The following is a 17,803-nucleotide window of genomic DNA, read 5'->3' on the forward strand; positions in this document are numbered from 1 at the left end:
TTTGTCCAATCTGCGTTCACAGATCGTCGGCTGCGGCTCCTATCTGCCCGCCCGCATCGTCACCAATGCCGAACTCGCGGCGCAGGTCGACACGAGCGACGACTGGATCGTGCAGCGCACCGGCATCCGCCAGCGCCATATCGCCGCCGATGACGAGCCAACCTCGATCATCGGGCTGAAGGCGGCGCAGGACGCCATTGCAGACGCCGGCATCGATGCCTCCGAGATCGACCTGATCATCGTCGCCACGGCGACGCCGGACCACACCTTTCCCGCTACCGCCACCCAGATCCAGGCTGGCCTCGGCATTACCGGCGGCGCAGCCTTCGACGTGCAGGCGGTCTGTTCCGGCTTCGTCTTCGCCCTGGCGACGGCGGACAAGTTCCTGATCACCGGCGGCTCCAAAACGGCGCTCGTCATCGGCGCCGAAACCTTCTCGCGGATTCTCGACTGGGAAGACCGCGCGACCTGCGTGCTGTTTGGCGACGGCGCCGGCGCTGTCGTGCTCAAAGCGGTGCCGGGTGAGGGGACATTGGCCGATCGCGGCGTCCTGACGACGCATATCCGCTCGGACGGGCGCTACAAGGACAAGCTTTACGTCGACGGCGGCGCAGGATCGACCAAGACGGTCGGCCTGCTGCGCATGGAGGGCAAGGAGGTTTTCCGCCACGCGGTGAACAATTTGGCCGAGACCGTGCGTCACACTTTCCAGCAAACCGGGCTGACCGGCGCCGATATCGACTGGTTCGTGCCGCATCAGGCCAACCGCCGCATCATCGACGCCACCGCCGACAAGCTCGGCATCGATCCGGCCCATGTCGTCATCACGGTCGACCGGCATGGAAATACCTCGGCCGCCTCGATTCCGCTCGCGCTGGCCGAGGCACACAAGGACGGCCGCATCGAGCGCGGGCAACTCGTCCTGATCGAGGCGATGGGCGGCGGCTTCACCTGGGGTTCGGCACTGATCCGCTGGTGAGCCGGCAATCTGAAAATCGCTCAATTGCGATGGTTCGGCAGCGTTTTCGGGCAGTTTTCGGCATGAGCGGCGGAAAGCCGTTCGGTCGAGGATTGACCCACGTAGCGCGGGCGCCTAGCGTCCCGCGTCCATAATGGCGAAAACGACAACGGCTCCGGCCGGCGTCGGGGGTGGCGCCTTGGAGGATTGAATGTCGGGGCAAACGGTAACTCGCGCGGACCTGTGCGAGGCTGTCTACCAGAAGATCGGATTATCGCGGACGGAGTCGTCAAAGCTCGTGGAGGCCGTGCTCGACGAGATTTGCGATGCGGTCGCGCGTGGGGAAAACGTCAAGTTATCCTCGTTCGGATCCTTCGTGGTGCGAGACAAGGGCGAGCGAATCGGGCGTAATCCGAAAACGGGCGTAGAAGTGCCGATTGAGCCGCGTCGTGTGATGGTGTTCAAGCCCTCGAACGTGATGAAGGCCCGCATCAACGGGCAAAGCGGTGAGGGCGAGACTGAGTGAGCCTGGAGTTCCACGCCGGCAATGAAGAGGCCGAATTGGACACCAAGAGCCCGGATGCCTTTCGAACCATCAGCGAGGTCGCGGAAGACCTCGACATCCCCCAGCACGTCCTGCGTTTCTGGGAGACGCGCTTCAGCCAGATCAAGCCGCTGAAGCGCGGCGGCGGACGCCGCTACTACCGGCCGGACGATGTGGCGTTGCTCAAGGGCATCCGCCGTCTGCTCTACGGCGAAGGCTATACGATCAAGGGCCTGCAGCGCATCCTCAAGGAGCAGGGGCCGCGCCATGTCCAGGCGATCGGGCGCGGCGCGGCGATCGGCTCGATGGCGCAAGCGCCGGGGGCGCCCGGCACCGAAGCGGCCGGCAGCGAGCCAGCGGGTTGGGTGCCCAAGCATGCCGTCCCGGAAGGGCTCGACGACATCACCGTGCTGACAGCCGTGATGCGCGAACTTGGAGAATGCCGTGGCATCCTCGAACGGGCGTTGAAGCCCGTCGAGGAACCGGCCTGAGCCAACCGCGCTGGGAACGGTCGGGCTGGACTGGCTTGACCGCACCGAAGGAAGCCGCCATCCCATGCGCCGGGGACGACCCCGGCACTCTGCCATTCCAGCACCTCGCGGGACGACCCGCTCCATCAGCGGGAGCCTCGTCATGGCTTGGATCTACCTCCTGATCGCGGGCCTGTTCGAGGTCGGCTGGGCGATCGGCCTGAAATACACGCAAGGCTTCACCCGGCTCGTGCCTACGGCTTTGACGCTGATCAGCATGGTCGTCAGCGTCGGTCTGCTCGGACTGGCCTTGAAGAGCCTGCCGGTCGGGACGGCTTACGCGGTCTGGACGGGGGTCGGCACGGTCGGTACAGCGATCCTCGGCATGGTCCTGCTTGGCGAGCCCGCCGGCGCTATGCGGCTGGCCTGCATCGGCCTGATCGTTGCCGGCATCGTCGGGTTGAAGCTGGTATCGGTCTGACCGCTCAACGGCGGTGGAAGGCTTCGGGCCAGTAGCCGGCCCGTTCCACAGCGACGATCAGGACGATCACCGCGAGCGCAACGACGATCGTCATCAGCTTGGCGTTCCAGGGCACGCCGCGACCGATCAGCCAGATCAGACTGAGCCCTATGATGAGCGGAACGATGATTTCCATACGGGGAGACTAGCGTCGATGGCGAGCGGCGGGAACCGCATATTGCCTCGCAGTCGTGCTGCGCTCAGGCCTCGGCTGGACTGTCGTCGGCGTCCTCTCGACGCGATCCTTCGATCAACGGCTTCAAGCGCGAAATTTCCGCCGCCATGAAATCGAGGAAAAGCCGGACTCGCGGGGTATGGCGCATGTCGGGATGCGTCAGCAGCCACAGATCGGCGGCAAGCTTGGGGTCGGGCGCCGAAAGTCGCGTCAGCCCGGGGCGCACATCCGCGATGAAGCAGGGCACGAAGCCGATGCCGATGCCAGCTTCGACGGCCTCCGCAAGCCCGAGCACCGTGTCGAGCTTGTAGACGATCCGCTCGGGTGTGACTTGGCGGGCGATGGTGCGGACCGCGCTCATCATAGCGAAGGTCTCGCCGAGCGAGACCCACGGTCGATCCCACAGTTCGTCCCCCTCCCAAGCTCGCGGCGCGGGAAAGTCGGCTGCTTTTCCGTACACGGCCCAGGCGATCCGGGCGGGCTTGCGGCCCACCAGCGTCTCGGGCGGATTGTCGGTCGCACGGATGGCGACATCCGCATCCCGCTTCGAAAGATTGGCGGCGCGGTTGCCGACGAGGATGTCGAGCCGGATATCCGGGCACTGCGCCAGAAATTTTGCGAAAAGCGGTGTCAGGAGGTCGACCAGCAGGGTGTCGTTGGTCGCGACCCGCAATTCGCCGGCCGGTTTGATCTCCTGGCCTGCGAGCTTGCGCGTGAAGGCGGTGATGTCCTCGTCCACGCGGCCTGCGAGCAGCACCATCTCCTCGCCGGCAGGTGTCGCGACGTAACCGCTGCGATGACGCTCGAACAGTTTGACTCCGACCGCATCCTCGATCTGGCCGAGACGTCGGAACACCGTCGAGTGATTGATGCCCAGCTTATGGGCGGCGGCCGGCAGGGCCCGCTCTTCCGCAATCGCCTTGATCAGGCGGAAATCGTCCCAGGCGAGCGCCTTCGCGGCAGGTGTCATCGTGGTTCCATCGTGATCGTCACTGGCCTGCAGACAGTCGGTTTATCGGCCACGCGGATTGTGCGGGACGGATCGGCATATTGCAACGGCGCAATGCGCCGCCTCTAGCGTTCGGATCGAGATGGCACGATCTTGCATCCAACAACACCGCTCGACCGGGCGGCTTCCGAAGATGGAGGACATCATGCAGATCCACGGGCTTCACCACGTCACCGCGATTTCCGGCCCCGCGCGCCGCAATCTCGACTTCTATGGCCGAGTGCTCGGGCTGCGCCTCGTCAAGAAGACGGTGAATTTCGACGATCCGGGCACCTATCACCTCTATTACGGGGATGCCGATGCCGCGCCGGGTTCGATCCTGACCTTCTTCCCCTGGGATCATGCCGCGCCCGGCCGGCTCGGCATCGGCGAGACCCAGGAAACCGTCTTCAGGGTCCCGGAAGGCTCGATCGGCTTCTGGACTCACCGCTTCATCGAGCAGAGCGTGCCGCATGAGGCACCTGCCCGGCGCTTCGGTGAGAGCGTGCTGAGCTTCCGCGATCCGGACGGGATGCGCCTGGCGCTTGTCGGCGTGCCCGGTGTCGAGGCCGAGCCGTACTGGTCCGAAAGCGGCATCGGCACTGAGAATGCCATTCGCGGCTTCCACAGCGTCAGCCTGCTGCTGGCGGATGCGGCGCCCACGGCGGCGATCCTCACCGACATCTTCGGCTTTGTCGAAGCGGGACGCGAGGACACGCTGATCCGCTTCAAGGTCGCCGATACGCCTGTCGGCGGGATCGTCGATCTGCGAGTCGCGGGCGGCTTCCTGCCGGCGCGACAGGGCGCCGGTTCGGTGCATCACATCGCCTTCCGGGCGGCCGATGATGCGGCGCAGGAGGGGATGGTGCAGCGTCTGGCCGAGAACCACGGTATCCGCACGACGGAACAGCGGGATCGGAGCTACTTCCGCTCGGTCTATTTCCGGGAGCCTGGCCATGTCCTGTTCGAGATCGCGACCGATGTCCCCGGTTTTGCCGTGGACGAGCCGGCCGCTGAACTGGGCCGGGCTTTGAAGCTGCCGCCCGGCCTGGAGGAGCATCGCAAGGAGATCGAGGCCGCGCTCCCAGTGCTGGCCTGATTCAAAACCTAGGGGCCGCCCCGCCGCTTTCGAGGACGGGGCGGCCCCTCCGCTATGACAGGGAGATTCGCCATGACCACGACCGCCACCCGTGCCGAATTCATCCATGTGTTCGAGCCAGGCCTCGATTCCGCTCGCCCGCCGATCCTGCTGCTGCACGGCACCGGCGGCGACGAGCGCGATCTGCTGCCGCTCGGACGCACGGTTGCGCCCGGCGCCACGCTGCTTTCGCCGCGCGGCAAGGTGCTCGAAGGTTCGGCCCCGCGCTTCTTCCACCGGTTGGCCGAGGGCATTTTCGACGAAGACGATCTGGTCCGTCGGACGCATGAGCTCGCCGATTTCATCGAGGAATCGCGCGAGCGGCACGGTCTGCCGGCGCCGATCGCGCTCGGCTACTCCAACGGAGCCAACATTGCCGCGAGCCTGCTGCTCCTGCGGCCTGAGGTCCTGGCGGGGGCCGCGCTGCTGCGCGCCATGCCGCCCTTCCACAAGTTGCCGGAGCCGGATCTGACAAAGAAGCCGGTGCTGCTGCTTTCGGGACTGATCGACCCGATCATGCCGTCTGCGGCATCGGAGGCCCTTGCGGCTGCGTTTGCCGCGCTGGGCGCCGATGTCGAGCACCGGGCCGTGCCGACGGGGCACGGACTGTCACAGACGGATATCGGTCTGCTGAAGGACTGGCTCGATCGGCAGTGAAGCGGCGCCGGCCGCACGACAGCGACCGGTGGCAACCATGGCGATCGCTGATGAGAAGAATGGTCGGAGCGAGAGGATTCGAACCTCCGACCCCTTGTCCCCCAGACAAGTGCGCTAACCGGGCTGCGCTACGCTCCGACGGACCGGCTTATAGTGATGGGCCGATCGGGATGCAATGCGCTTGATGCATCTTGCTGTGCCAACGTCACGGTATGGCGGTCATCAACGCGGACGATGCCCGCCATCCCGGCCGCTTAGGGGGGCGTGCCCACAGGGGCGTGGAGGGTCGGTGCGGCCTTAGGTGGTCGACTCCGCTCCTTCAGCGAAGTCTGGCAGAGCGTCAGGAGCGGCCGTTCCACGAAGCGGCGGAGCAGGAGAGCCACTATCACGCCAAAGGCGACGGCGCAGAGCATGTAGATTTCGAGCGGCAAGGCCCCGCCGACGAGCTTTGCCCAGACATCGCGCAGCGGCCTCAGTGCGAACGGGTGGACCAGATAGAGGCTGTAGGACGCATCGCCCAACCCCACCAACAACCCAGCGATGCGCGGCGTCCGCCCGCGATAAAGGGCTGCGCCTGCCACGACGAGAAGCGCAGGCACGCCCCAGCGCAGCGCCGGCGGCCAGCCGGGCGCGTCGTCGAAACCCCGTATCCTGATCATCGCCGCCAGCCCCAGCGCGACCGCCAGGATGGCGAGGGGAGCACTCAGCCGCATGCCTTTCATGAAGCAAAGCGCGAGCAGGCAGCCGAACAGGAATTCGAGGATGATGCCTTGCGTCCAGAAGGCGAGCTGCACCTGCGCCGGCTGGAAAAGGGCGCCACCGAGAGCCAGCGCCGAAAGGAGTACCGTCAACGCCGCCAGCCCAAGCCGCAGGGGCAGCATCAATGTCGTGGCAAAGATGACGTAGAAGAACATCTCCAGGTTCAGCGTCCAGCCCAGCGCCATCACCGGCCGGATTTCGTCGCCACCCCTCAGGCTCGGGATGAAGAGATACGAGGCGAGGATGTGCTGCCAGTCGCCTACGCCGACGTTGAGAAGCTGCGGCGCAACAGTCGCGCCCGCGAGCAGTGCCGTCGTCAGCAGCCAGTAAAGCGGCGCGATCCTGACCAGCCGCCGCAGCAGGAATTGCCCCGGTGCGCCCGGCCAGCCGTAAAGCCCCGCTGAGGCGTAGACCATGATGAAGCCGGAAATCACGAAGAAGATATCGACGCCGGCTCCCAGCTGAAGCATCGACAGGTCGATAGCGGGGCGCCCGACGCGCGGGGCCAGCGCCTCGGTCTCATGGCCTGCATGAGCGACGACCACCATCAGCGCCGCGATCGCACGCAGCGCCTGGATGTTCTGGTTCTGGGCGGGTGCTGCGGCTGGGCTCATCGGCGTGAGGTGTCGCCGGGCTGGGCGGGCAGCGCCGCTAGCCCCCATACCAACCCCAGCATGAGGTAGAGATGGCGCCAATGGTCGGTGTCGATCTGCAGGCCTTGCAGGATCAGCACGAACAGGACGGACCAGATCGCGATCGCATGTTGCTGGAGCGGCCCGCGCCGGAAGACCAGACGCCATCCGACATAGCAGGTCGCGACCATCAGGCTGAGCCAGGCGATGCCGCCGAGCCAGCCATAGGAGGCAAAGGCGTTGACATAGACATTGTGCGGGTCGGCCTGCTGGAAGAGCCAGCGGAAGCGCAGCGGCCCGAAGCCATTGGGGTCGTCGAGCAGCATCGGAATCGCGCGCAGCTGATTGCCAAAGCGGCCGGTGACGCCTTGGTCGTAATCCTGGTCGAGACTGGCGCGGACCTCGAAGACCGCGCGGATATTCTCGAATGACAGGGCGACCAGCAACGCCGCCACCATCACGACGAGAGCCGCCGCCGACATCCCGACGATGCGGGCACGGCGATGTGCGGTCGGCGCCGTCAGAAAGGTAAGCCCGATCATCAGAACCAGGGCGCCGACGAGCACCCCCCAGCCGCCGCGCGAAAACGACAGGAACAGCCCGGCGAGCGGCACGCTGATCAGCAGCAGGCCACGCAGGATGCCTGCCTGGCCCGTCAAAACGCGCTGCATGCCATAGACGATGGGCAAGACGAGATAGGGCGCCAGCACATTCGGGTCCTTGAAGGTCCCCGAGCCGCGTCCGTAAAGCGTGAAAGCCTCGCCAAGGCCGGCAATGTCGAAATAGCCGAGGACGGCGGCCCCGCCCGCGCACCACGCCGCAAAGAGGTAGCCCTGCCGCAGGGTCTCCAGCCGGCCGCCCGCATCCTCCGCCATGATCGCAGCCAGGAAGATCCCGGTCAGCATCAGGTAAAGCGATACCGCGATGAAGCGCACCGCATCGGGGTCGTCCATCCACGGGATCAGCGAAATGACGCCGCCAAGATTGAAAAGCAGCAACAGAACGGCGAGGGGCAGGAGTTTCTGCGAGAAGCGGATGCCCGTCAGCGTGTAGATGAACAGCGCCAGCAGGAAGGCGATCTCATAGGGCGAGGGCTCGATCAGCGCGAAGCCGCTCGATGCACCCAGCAGCCACAGCGTCCCGCGCTTGAGGGCTCCATAGGAAAGCCTCAAGCGTGAACGTGGCGCCCCGCTGCCGGCGAAGGAATCGGCGAGGGCGCTCAATAGGCGTTCTCACTCTTGGTCAGGAGTGAGAACGGCGTCTTGATCAGGATATACATGTCCAGCAGCACCGACCAGTTCTCGATGTAATACAGGTCGTGCTCGACACGGCGCTGGATCTTGTCGTCGGTGTCGGTCTCGCCGCGCCAGCCATTCACCTGAGCCCAGCCGGTGATGCCGGGCTTGACCTTGTGGCGGGCGAAATAACCGTCGACCACCTGTTCATAGGCGCGGTTCGAGGTGGAGGCGTGGATGGCGTGCGGGCGCGGGCCGACCAGCGAGAGATCGCCCTTGAACACCACGTTGAACAGCTGCGGCAGTTCGTCGAGCGAGGTCTTGCGAATGAAGCGGCCGACGCGGGTGACGCGCTTGTCGCCCTTGGTGACCTGCGTGGCCGCGGTATGGTCTGTCATCTCATGGTAGAGCGAGCGGAACTTGAAGACGTCGATCGTCTCGTTGTTGAAGCCGTACCGCTTCTGGCGAAAGAAGACCGGCCCGCTCGAATCGAGCTTCACCGCGATGCCGACCGCCAGCATCACCGGCGACAACGCGATCAACGCCAGCGTGCCGACGATCTTGTCGAACAGCCATTTGACCACGACGTCCCAATCCGCGATCGGGCGGTCGAACACATCCAGCACCGGCACGGCGCCGAAATAGGAATAGGAGCGCGGGCGAAAGCGCAGCTTCGACATGTGCGCGGAGAGGCGGATGTCGATCGGCAGCACCCAGAGCTTGCGCAGCATCGTCAGCAGCCGCGCTTCGGCCGAGATCGGCAGGGTGAAGATCACAAGGTCGAGCTTGGTGCGCCGCGCGAACTCGACGAGATCGTCGATCGTTCCGAGCTTGGGATAGCCAGCGACGAGATCAGGCGAGCGCGCGTCGCCACGATCGTCGAACACGCCGCAAATCCGCAGGCCGGTGTCGTTCTGGGCCTCCAGCGCCTTGATCAGCGCGGTCCCGGCCTCACCTCCGCCGACGATGGCCGTGCGCCGCTCCAGCCGCCCGGAACGGGTCAGGCGCAGCACGATCTGGCTCGCGATCAGCCGCTCGGCCAGCAGTGCGCCGGTGCCGCTGAGATAGAAGCCGAGCAGCCAGCCGCGCGAAATCTGCTCGCCGACCTTGAGGAAGAAGAAGGTCGCGAGCGCGATCAGGAACAGCATGGTCCAACCGCTGATCAGCCGTATCGCGGTTCCGACGAAGTTTCGCAGCGCTCCCACCGGATAAAGCCGGAGCGCCTGGAACAGCGCGAGCGCGCCGATGGCCAGCGTCGCCACCGTGATCTGATAGGTCATCACCGAGGCGACCTGGCCGGCGGCATAGGCGACATAGACCAGCGCGCCCACCACCACGATCGTGGTCGCATCGGCCAGTCGCACGAGCCCTTCGATCATGACCGGCGACAGCGTCGGTTTGACCGGGATCGCGGCGATACGCTCGGCGAGCGGATGAAAACGATGCGTGCGGGAATCCGACGCACCGCCGAAGCTGGTCGGCGCCGCGGAGGCAGCATCCGCCTTCATCATGTCGCGGACGTCGAAAGCAGCCATGACCGGTGTCCTCAACCCGGAACGCAGCGTTCTCGGCGCTGCGATCCCGATCGCGGTCTAGCTCAAATTCTTCACGGAACGCTTAACCGGAACCGTCGCTGTTTCGGCTGATTCGATAGCCCGAACAGCCTTGCGAGAGCGTTTTTTGCCGATGCGAAAACGGATCGGGAAAAACCTCGAATTACCCTGACGGACCAATGTGTTGTACCGGCTTCGAAAGCATCGTTTCTGTAAGAAGATTTCCTTAAGTGACTGTTTTATAAAGTCATTGAGAGTTGACAATGATCCGGGCCGGGCGCATATCCCTCCTCGATGAGTGTCTGAGAAGCACATTTTGAGCGACCGACCTTCGCCGTTGCGGGCGTTGTTTTTGTCGCCGTGCCGTTCGCCGCGATCTTGTTGCTGCGATCTTTGATTTCGGACCTCGCGATTTCATTATCTGAAGGATTGCTTTGCTGTCCCGGCGCCGTTCTTGCGGTGTCGGCGTTGGCTTAGCCTGTGTGCACTATGTCATTTCACTGGTTGGTTCTCCTCGCGGCCATCGCCGTCGAGATCGTTGCGACCGCTGCGCTCAAATCGGTCGTCTCCTCATCCTGGCTCGTCGCCTTTCTCCCACTGCTGCTGATCGGCTTCTCGTTCGCCCTCGTCAGCATCGCGCTTCGCGTCATTCCCATGGCGGTGGCCTACGCTGTCTGGGAAGGCCTCGGCATCGTCGGCATCGCGACCATTGGCCACGTGCTGTTCGGCGAGCACCTTACGCCCGGCCGCCTGGTCGCCCTTGGCGCCATTCTGGCTGGAATCGTCCTGATCGAGGCGGGGGTGAAGGACGGCAAGCCCCTGCTCAAACGCGGTCAGCCCGGCCAGCTTGCCGAGGGGAGACTCGTGTGAATGTCGATTTCTCGCCGCTCGTTCCTTATCTCTGGCTAGGCCTTGCCGTCGCGCTCGAACTGTCCGGCACTTATTTCCTGAAGCTCTCCAACGGCTTCGTCGCGCGCCTGCACGGTTTTGCCGGTGTGGCGCTGGTGATGGGCGCTTTCGGCGCGCTGTCCCAGGCGATCAAGGGAATGGATCTCTCGGTCGCCTATGCGGTCTGGGGAGGCGTCGGGCTTGTCGCGACGGCGATCATCGGCGCGCTCGCTTTCGGCCAACGCATAAGCGCTGCCGGTTGGCTCGGCATCCTGCTCGTGATCGCGGGTGTTGTCGGCCTCAAGCTGATGTAGCGGCCGCGCGACGTGCGCTGAGCGCGTCGCGATAGGCATCGAGGACGCCGTCGATCATCGCGTCCAGCCTGAAGCTTTGCCGCACCGTGGCGGCGAGATCGACTGCCTCCTGTCTGCGCTCGTTTTCGGGCCGGGCCAGCATGGCCTGGATTGCATCGGCCAGGACCCTCACGTCGTTGGCTTCGATCAGCCGATGGCGGTGCAGCGGCCCGTAGATCTCGCCGATGCCGCCGACATCGGTCGCGATCAACGGCTGGGCTGCCGCCGCAGCCTCCAGGATAACGTAAGGCAGCGATTCCGCGCGCGACGGAATGACCATGATCCGTGCTTTGGCCAGCGCACGCCTGATCGGGCCCGGCGGTTCGAAGACGCATTGATCGGCGATGCCCTCGTTCTTCGTCATCGCCTTGAGCTCCGCCTCGTCCGGACCGGAGCCGACGATCAGGATGCTCGGTGCTAGCTGCTCACGCTTACGCAACAGGGCAAGCGCGTGGATCAGCGTGTCGACGCCTTTCGCGGAGCGCAACTCGCCCAGATAAAGCAGATCGAAGGCGGCGCTCGCATGGTCGATCGGCTCGAACTCGGCCTCGGAAATGCCGTTGAGCACGACCCTGTGGTCGGTACGGGGCATATGCCCAACACAGGCTTCGAACCGCCCCGCGATGAAGCGGCTCTCGAAGAGAAACACGTCCGTCGCCGGCTCCAGCAACCGCTCCACCGTCATGTAGATTTTATGTTCGCGGCTGCCGGGCTTGTAATTGAAGCTGCCGCCATGGGGCGTATAGGCCGTCGCGTAGCGGCGTTTTCTGTCGAAAAGCGCCGGTAGCCGGCCATAGAAGCCGCCCTTCGAGCCGTGGCAGTGCACGATGTCCGGGGCCAGACGCTTGCGCAGCGCAACCGCCGAAAGTTGCGCCTTGACGTCGGTCAGGCTCGGATAGCGCGACATCGGCACCCGCGTGATGCCAAGCTTCATCGTTAGCGCGAGTTCGCGGAAAACCTCGTCGGTGCGAGCCCCACCGCTGGTCGCGTCGCAGAAGATGCCGACCTCATGCCCGCGCTCGGCCTGCCCGCGCGCGACGTCGAGCACATGACGAAAGAGGCCGCCGAGCGGCGCCCGGAAGACATGCAGGATCTTGAGCGGCGCGCCGGACAAAGGATGGATCCTCGAATGGCCGCTTAGAACCAGCGTTCCTTGATGACGATCGTATCGCCCGGCAGGACCGGATAGGTGATCGGCACGTTGGCTGTCACGAGCTGGCCGTCGATCTGCCGTGTCACTTCAGCGGAGTTGCGCTGGCCGCGTGGGGTGAAGCCGCCGGCGATGGCGACGGCGGTCTGCACCGTCATCCCGTTGACGAACGGAAACTGACCGGAGGTCGTGACCTCGCCGAGGACAAAGAACGGTCGATAGGTGTCGACATCGACCGCGACCTTGGGCTCGCGCAGATATCCCCCGCGCAGTTTGGTCTCGATCGCCTGCGCGAGCTGCTGGGTGGTGCGTCCGCGCGCCTCGACCGTGTCGATCAGTGGCATCGTGATCCGGCCCGAGCCGTCGACCGCGTAGATGTTGGAGAGGTTGTCCTGCCCGAAGACGATGACGCGAAGCTTGTCGCCGCTGGCGAGGCGGTAGGGTCCCGCTGCCTGCGCGAGCGCATACTCCGACGCCTGATACTGCGGCGCGCAAGCGCTCACGGCCAGCGCGGCAGCCAAGGCGAGGGGGAGAAGGCGTCGAGTCATCACTGGCTTGAACCTGTGCGGAACGTGGTCGAAGCGTTAGGTCGATATGGTTAACAAAGACTTCCGCAAGATTGCGCAGGCCTGTTCTTCGGTGCGCTTAACCGGACGATAACCTTAACCCACCTTCAATGCCGTCACGCGCTGCCATGGCGCGCCGAGTTTTGCGTTGAACGGGTTGAGCATGACCGCTGCAGTCGGGATCGATGCGCGTGACGGCGGCGAGGGGCGGGGCGAAATGCTCGACCTCTCGGCGCTCTGGATCGCGATCAAGCGCCACAAGCTCTGGATTCTGGGCCCGACGCTGGCAGCGCTCGTGCTGTCCTTCATCGCCGTCAACGTCGTCACGTCGCGTTATACGGGAGAGGCGCGCATCCTGCTGGAAAGTCGCGGCGGCTTCTATGCCTTGCCCGGTCAGTCCGGCGACAGCGCCAGCCAGTTCGACCCCGAGGCCGTGCAGAGCCAGGTGCAGGTCATCATGTCCCGCGATCTGGCGCGGGAGGCGATCAAGCGGATCGGCCTTGTCGGCAATGCCGAATTCGATTCCGGCGCCGGCGCTCTGAGCGCACTGCGCAAGATCGCCGTAATGGTCGGTCTGGGCAGCCACCCGGCCGACCGCTCGCCGGAAGACCGAGTGCTGGAAAAGTACTTCGAGCGGTTGCTGGTCTATCCGGTCGGCCGCTCGCGGATCGTCTCGATCGAGTTCACCTCGCGGGACGCGGCTTTGGCCGCGAAGGGCGCCAACATCATCGCCGAGACCTATCTCGAATTCCAGGAGGCGGCGAAGCAGGACAATGCCCGCAGCGCTTCCACCTGGCTGTCGGGCAATATCGAGCCACTGCGCAAGCGCGTCGCCGAGGCCGATGCGAAGGTCGAGGCCTTCCGTTCGGAGCATGGGCTGTTCTCCGGTCCGAACAACACGACGATCAATTCGCAGCAACTCGGCGATCTCTCGACCCAGCTGTCGGGGGCCAGGAGCCAGCAGGCCGAAGCTCAGGCGAAGGCCGGCCTTATTCGCGATGCGATCAAGCAGGGGCGCACCTTTGAAATTCCCGATGTCGCCAACAACGAACTCGTTCGCCGCCTGATCGAGCAGCGCGTCACGCTGCGCGCGCAGATCGCCGCCGAATCGCGCAGCCTGCTGCCCGGTCACCCCCGCATCAAGGAGCTGACCGCCCAGCTCACCGATCTCGAGGGCCAGCTGCGCGCCGCCGCCGAGCGCACCGTCCGCACGCTGGAGAACGAGGCCAAGATCGCCGGCCAGCGGGTCGAAAGCTTCCAGGCCGCGCTCGACGGGCAGAAGAAGAACGTCTCAAGCTCGAACGACAGCGAGGTGCAGTTGCGCGCGCTGGAACGCGATTCCCGCACGCTGCGCGAACAGCTCGAACAATATATGCAGCGCTATCGCGAGGCCTCCGCGCGCGACACGCTGAACGCGACCCCTGCCGACGCCCGCATCGTTTCCCGCGCGGTCGAACCGACGGAGCCGTCCTTTCCCAAAAAAGTGCCGGTGGTGCTCGTTGCGACGCTGGCTGCGTTCCTGATTGCGCTCGCGACGGTCGTCACCCGCGAACTGCTGAACGGTCGTGGCGAAGAAATGCCGAACATGCCGCGCTGGGTCCCGGTCGGGCCTGCGGGCGGCGGGGCTCCGCTCCAGGAACGGGCGCAGCCCGAGACCCCGCGCCGTGAGCGCGTCGCCGGGTTGCTGACCCATACCGGCCGCCTCGGTCAGATCAGGCTCGACCTTGCTCATCCGGAACTGACGCTGGCCGAGATCGCGGAGCGCACGCAGGAGCCACGCCGTGGCATGGCGCCGATCGCACTGGTGCTCGACGCCGGCGGCGACGGAGCGACCGGGCCGAGCGAACTCGCCGAACTGCTGGCGCAGCGCTGCCGCTGTATCCTGGTCGATCTCGCCAGCGACGACGATCACGGCCAGCCCGGCTTCTCCGAATTGCTCGCGGGGGAGGCGATGTTCTCCGATATCATCATGCGTCAGGCCGGCTCGCGTCTCCACAGCATCGGGCCGGGCAAGGCCGGCCGGGAAGCCGTATTCGCCGCCGCCGACCTCGTCGATGTCGCGCTCGATGCGTTGAGCGAGACCTATGACTGGGTGCTGATAGCCGCCGCCTCGAACGACGAAAGCGCCATGCTGGAGCCGCTGGCGCGCCGCATTCAGGGTGGCCTGGTGATGGGCGGCCATGTCGGCAACGGCCACGCGCTGGAGGCGGCCTATCGCCTGAGCGAGCTGACCACGGCCCCGGTATCCATTATTCTCGATGCCGAGCAGGACATGCCGCGGCCGATACCGCAGGCGCAAGAGGCGCCGGCGCCGGTGGAGGCTTAAAGCCAGCGGCGCCGGTCGAGGCCTGAGCCGGATCAGTCGCCGTCCGCGCCGGTCTGCGCCTTTCGGCGCAGCAAGCCGGAGAGCCGGTAGGTCAGCTTCAGCGCCAGCGGGGACGCCTTGATGCGGCGCTTCAGTTCGCGCTTGATCCGGGCAGTTTGGACGAACAGCCGCCCCTTGAGCGTCAGCGGCAGAAAGCTGTCGACGAGGTCGTCGTGATCGTCGCAGAAGCTGGTCTTGTAACGCGCTTCGCCGACGCCGAGATCGAAGCTCTCATACCCCTCTGAGCATTTGAGGCGGATCAGCTCCGCGAGCAGCAACTCGCCGGGGCTCGTCTTCACCGTCTCGCTCGTCATGTCGAACGCGGTTGCCATGCCGGAGAAGCGGGAACCCTGGACGGCGCCGACATAGGTGGCGACGCAGTTTTCGTTGAGGTCGAGCGAGTAGACCTCGAGCGCCGGCTGCTCGCCTTGCGCCCCGGCAACGAGGAAGCGCCTGATGGCGTTTGGCGCAAACGGATCGGGAATGCCCATCAAACGGAAGCGCTCCGCCTTTTGCGCCAGGAAGAGGTCGATCACGCGCGCGATTTCTGCCGTTCCCCGCGCCCGCGTCACCGCGGAAGGCCCGAAATCGGCAAAACGGCTGCGCTTGTTCTTGAGCTTCTTGCGGGCGTGGCTGCTCATCGAGCGCCTGAGCGTGGCTTCGCCATCGCCGGGAATCAGCGCGAGTTTGTAGGCGCGGCTCGGGCTCGGCCCCGAGGCGATGAGGGCAGGAGGGTTGGGCTGCCCCATCCAGGCGAGCGGCTGATTGACGAAGACGAGCGCATCGAGTTCGCCGATCGCGGCGCCGATCTCGCTCAGCATCGTGCGCGCCAGCCCTGTGTCGAAACGGGCTGCGAAGGCCGGGGCGTAGAGACCCATATGGTAGTTGGCGTGCTTGCCGCCGATGATCTCGGCAAAGCGGACCCCGGCGCGACGCGTGATGACCAGCGGCAATATCGCGCAAAGCGCTCCAGCCTCGTCCCGCAGCACGGCATATCGGAAAATCATCGCGGCCGAGGCGCCGATCGTCGCGACATAGGCGCTGACCCAGCCATAGGACTGGTAGGGCGTCGCGAGGGCCTCGGCCTCGAAGCCGCGCCACGCGGTCTCCAGCGTGGCGATGTCGGTTTCGATCGTGATCGAGCGCCAGGGCTTGGCGGTCGTCGGCGAGCCTTCGCCGAGCGGCGGGGGAAGATCGATGGATCGGGCGGGCGCCTGCACGGTCTTGAGCGCCTCCTGCGCCGGCGGGATGCCGCTCCTTAACCCGGCATTGTGAACGGACCGTCCATGCTCGCCGCGAACCGCCGCGCGATCCTTCGACAGCGTTAGCGGCTGGTTGCACGGGCTGCCGATGAACGCGCGTCACAAGGCCATCGCGGCCGCCTTCCGAATGATGACGGCAACCGGCGCCGACCGGTGGAGTCGCGGGTTCGCCCAAGGCGTCGGTGTGATCCTGACCTTGCACCATGTCCGCCCAGTGGTGGGTCGTGACTTCGCGCCCAACGCGCTGCTGGAGATCACCCCGGATTTCCTCGACGCGGCGCTGGGGCTGATCCGTGCCGAAAACTATGATCTCGTCTCGCTCGACGAAGCGCTGGAGCGCCTTGGCAAACCGAAGAACGGGCGCTTCTTCGTCGCGCTGACTTTCGACGATGGCTACCGCGACAATGTCGAGCACGCCTGGCCGGTGCTGGCGAAGCACGGCGCGCCCTGGACCATGTTCGTCACCCCCGGCTTCGCCGACCGCACCGCGCGCCTCTGGTGGCTTGAGCTGGAACAGGCGCTTCGGGCGCTGCCCGCGATCGAACTCAAGCTGTTCGATGGGCCGTTCGCCATGCGATCGGCCACGGCAGCGGAGAAAACTACAGCCTTCGACAAGCTCTACTGGCGACTGCGCAAAGGGCCGGAAGCGACTCTGCTTTCAGTGATTTCCAAGCTGGCCGGTCGTGCCGGCGTCGATGCCGCCTCGCTGGTCGAGCGCGAATGCCTGCCATGGGAGACCCTGCGGGCGCTGGCCGGCGCGCCCGGCGTCACCATCGGCGCCCACACGCTCACGCATCCGATGCTGGCCAAGCACGAGACCGGGTTCGCGCGGGGCGAGATCGTCGACAGCAAAGCCAGGCTGGAAGCGGAGCTGGGCATCCCCGTCCGCCATTTCGCCTATCCGGTCGGCGATCCGACCTCGGCTGGCCCACGCGAGTTTGCATTGGCGCGCGATGCCGGCTTTGCCAGCGCGGTCACCACACGGCCGGGCCATCTGTGGCCGGAACTTGCCGACAGCCCCCACGCCCTGCCGCGCGTCTCCCTGAACGGGCTGCATCAGAACGAGGCGGCGCTGCGAGCCATGCTGTCGGGCCTGCCGTTCTGGCTGAAGAACCGCGGAAGGCGGCTGAGTATCGGCTAGAGGTCTGCCAAGCGATTTGTCATTCCGGGGCACGCCAAAGGCGTGAACCCCGGAACCCACGACGGGGTGGAACCTCCAACACGCCATTTTGAGCCTTCGCCCAATCGTGGGTTCCGGGTTCTTCGCTTCGCGAAGCCCCGGAATGACAACCGTGGTGAGAAATACCGGGCCGCATCACACTTCGTCCCGGCGCTCCATCCACTTGATCAGGGGCAGCAGCGGCAGCACCCAGGCGAGGCCAAGGACAACATAGGCCACCGTCTGCACCAGCTTCGGCGCTTCGGTGATCCGTCCCTGCGCCAGCGCCATTGCCACGAGCGCATAGACGCAGACGAAGACGAGGATCGCCACCGTTCCGACCAGCTTGCGGCTGCGTTGTCTCATCTCGTTTTCCCTTGGCGCCTGCAACGGCTGCGGCAATCCGGGCGTTGTCGCCGATGTTGGAGGGG

The 17,803-nt window shown here is 65.5% G+C and carries 19 protein-coding genes and 1 tRNA gene; 10 read left to right on the forward strand and 10 right to left on the reverse strand.

Features of this window, described 5'->3' with window-relative positions:
• Position 1: 1 nt before the first annotated feature.
• The 4 genes from AC1DR6_RS10695 to sugE all read left to right on the forward strand — a co-directional run bounded on the left by AC1DR6_RS10695 (position 2) and on the right by sugE (position 2,453).
• Entirely contained in the window at positions 2-979 is a 978-nt protein-coding gene (locus AC1DR6_RS10695; RefSeq protein ID WP_476829203.1) for a beta-ketoacyl-ACP synthase III, read from the forward strand.
• Between the two features lie 190 nt (positions 980-1,169).
• Positions 1,170-1,484, forward strand: coding sequence for an integration host factor subunit alpha (locus AC1DR6_RS10700; RefSeq protein ID WP_420102173.1), 315 nt, complete (start codon positions 1,170-1,172; stop codon positions 1,482-1,484).
• On the forward strand, positions 1,481-1,993 hold the full coding sequence (locus AC1DR6_RS10705; protein ID WP_476829204.1) for a MerR family transcriptional regulator: 513 nt from the start codon (positions 1,481-1,483) through the stop codon (positions 1,991-1,993). The genes AC1DR6_RS10700 and AC1DR6_RS10705 overlap by 4 nt, the downstream gene beginning before the upstream one ends.
• 142 nt (positions 1,994-2,135) lie before the next feature.
• A complete protein-coding gene (gene sugE / locus AC1DR6_RS10710; RefSeq protein ID WP_476829205.1) occupies positions 2,136-2,453 on the forward strand; it encodes a quaternary ammonium compound efflux SMR transporter SugE in 318 nt (105 codons plus the stop codon).
• Between the two features lie 4 nt (positions 2,454-2,457).
• Here sugE and AC1DR6_RS10715 read toward each other — a convergent pair whose 3' ends face one another.
• Complete coding sequence (locus tag AC1DR6_RS10715; protein WP_476829206.1) at positions 2,458-2,628, reverse strand: hypothetical protein; 171 nt, start codon at positions 2,626-2,628, stop codon at positions 2,458-2,460.
• A 64-nt stretch (positions 2,629-2,692) separates the two neighbouring features.
• Positions 2,693-3,637: a LysR family transcriptional regulator gene (locus AC1DR6_RS10720; RefSeq protein WP_476829207.1), complete on the reverse strand. Its 945-nt coding sequence runs from the start codon at positions 3,635-3,637 to the stop codon at positions 2,693-2,695.
• Positions 3,638-3,821: 184 nt separating this feature from the next.
• Here AC1DR6_RS10720 and AC1DR6_RS10725 point away from each other — a divergent pair, with 184 nt between their 5' ends.
• Both AC1DR6_RS10725 and AC1DR6_RS10730 read left to right on the forward strand, forming a co-directional pair.
• Positions 3,822-4,754: a ring-cleaving dioxygenase gene (locus tag AC1DR6_RS10725; RefSeq protein WP_476829208.1), complete on the forward strand. Its 933-nt coding sequence runs from the start codon at positions 3,822-3,824 to the stop codon at positions 4,752-4,754.
• A 72-nt stretch (positions 4,755-4,826) separates the two neighbouring features.
• Positions 4,827-5,450, forward strand: coding sequence for an alpha/beta hydrolase (locus AC1DR6_RS10730; RefSeq protein ID WP_476829209.1), 624 nt, complete (start codon positions 4,827-4,829; stop codon positions 5,448-5,450).
• Positions 5,451-5,510: 60 nt separating this feature from the next.
• Here the strand turns inward: AC1DR6_RS10730 and AC1DR6_RS10735 are convergent.
• The 4 genes from AC1DR6_RS10735 to AC1DR6_RS10750 all read right to left on the reverse strand — a co-directional run bounded on the left by AC1DR6_RS10735 (position 5,511) and on the right by AC1DR6_RS10750 (position 9,611).
• Positions 5,511-5,588, reverse strand: a tRNA-Pro gene (locus tag AC1DR6_RS10735).
• A gap of 116 nt (positions 5,589-5,704) precedes the next feature.
• Positions 5,705-6,823: an acyltransferase family protein gene (locus tag AC1DR6_RS10740; RefSeq protein WP_476829210.1), complete on the reverse strand. Its 1,119-nt coding sequence runs from the start codon at positions 6,821-6,823 to the stop codon at positions 5,705-5,707.
• The gene (locus tag AC1DR6_RS10745; protein ID WP_476829211.1) at positions 6,820-8,064 is read right to left on the reverse strand and encodes an O-antigen ligase family protein; all 1,245 of its coding nucleotides are present in this window, start codon (positions 8,062-8,064) and stop codon (positions 6,820-6,822) included. The genes AC1DR6_RS10740 and AC1DR6_RS10745 overlap by 4 nt, the downstream gene beginning before the upstream one ends.
• The gene (locus tag AC1DR6_RS10750) at positions 8,061-9,611 is read right to left on the reverse strand and encodes an undecaprenyl-phosphate glucose phosphotransferase (RefSeq protein ID WP_476829212.1); all 1,551 of its coding nucleotides are present in this window, start codon (positions 9,609-9,611) and stop codon (positions 8,061-8,063) included. The genes AC1DR6_RS10745 and AC1DR6_RS10750 overlap by 4 nt, the downstream gene beginning before the upstream one ends.
• A gap of 507 nt (positions 9,612-10,118) precedes the next feature.
• On the opposite strand from AC1DR6_RS10750, the gene AC1DR6_RS10755 reads away from it, so the two are divergent.
• Together AC1DR6_RS10755 and mdtI are read left to right on the forward strand one after the other, a co-directional pair.
• Positions 10,119-10,499, forward strand: coding sequence for a DMT family transporter (locus tag AC1DR6_RS10755; protein WP_476829213.1), 381 nt, complete (start codon positions 10,119-10,121; stop codon positions 10,497-10,499).
• The gene (mdtI, locus tag AC1DR6_RS10760; protein ID WP_476829214.1) at positions 10,496-10,831 is read left to right on the forward strand and encodes a multidrug/spermidine efflux SMR transporter subunit MdtI; all 336 of its coding nucleotides are present in this window, start codon (positions 10,496-10,498) and stop codon (positions 10,829-10,831) included. Before AC1DR6_RS10755 ends, mdtI begins: the two co-directional genes overlap by 4 nt.
• On the opposite strand, the gene AC1DR6_RS10765 is transcribed toward mdtI, so the two are convergent.
• Both AC1DR6_RS10765 and AC1DR6_RS10770 read right to left on the reverse strand, forming a co-directional pair.
• Positions 10,818-11,984: a glycosyltransferase gene (locus AC1DR6_RS10765; protein WP_476829215.1), complete on the reverse strand. Its 1,167-nt coding sequence runs from the start codon at positions 11,982-11,984 to the stop codon at positions 10,818-10,820. The genes mdtI and AC1DR6_RS10765 overlap by 14 nt on opposite strands.
• A 23-nt stretch (positions 11,985-12,007) precedes the next feature.
• Complete coding sequence (locus AC1DR6_RS10770) at positions 12,008-12,568, reverse strand: polysaccharide biosynthesis/export family protein (protein WP_476829216.1); 561 nt, start codon at positions 12,566-12,568, stop codon at positions 12,008-12,010.
• Positions 12,569-12,749: 181 nt separating this feature from the next.
• On the opposite strand from AC1DR6_RS10770, the gene AC1DR6_RS10775 reads away from it, so the two are divergent.
• Positions 12,750-14,912, forward strand: coding sequence for a GumC family protein (locus AC1DR6_RS10775; protein ID WP_476829217.1), 2,163 nt, complete (start codon positions 12,750-12,752; stop codon positions 14,910-14,912).
• Positions 14,913-14,944: 32 nt separating this feature from the next.
• On the opposite strand, the gene AC1DR6_RS10780 is transcribed toward AC1DR6_RS10775, so the two are convergent.
• Complete coding sequence (locus AC1DR6_RS10780) at positions 14,945-16,171, reverse strand: GNAT family N-acetyltransferase (RefSeq protein WP_476829218.1); 1,227 nt, start codon at positions 16,169-16,171, stop codon at positions 14,945-14,947.
• A 130-nt stretch (positions 16,172-16,301) separates the two neighbouring features.
• On the opposite strand from AC1DR6_RS10780, the gene AC1DR6_RS10785 reads away from it, so the two are divergent.
• Complete coding sequence (locus AC1DR6_RS10785) at positions 16,302-17,354, forward strand: polysaccharide deacetylase family protein (RefSeq protein WP_476829219.1); 1,053 nt, start codon at positions 16,302-16,304, stop codon at positions 17,352-17,354.
• 174 nt (positions 17,355-17,528) lie between these two features.
• On the opposite strand, the gene AC1DR6_RS10790 is transcribed toward AC1DR6_RS10785, so the two are convergent.
• Complete coding sequence (locus tag AC1DR6_RS10790; RefSeq protein ID WP_476829220.1) at positions 17,529-17,738, reverse strand: DUF2842 domain-containing protein; 210 nt, start codon at positions 17,736-17,738, stop codon at positions 17,529-17,531.
• Between the last annotated feature and the right edge of the window lie 65 nt (positions 17,739-17,803).

The organism is Allobosea sp. P5_A5 (genome assembly GCF_056400625.1).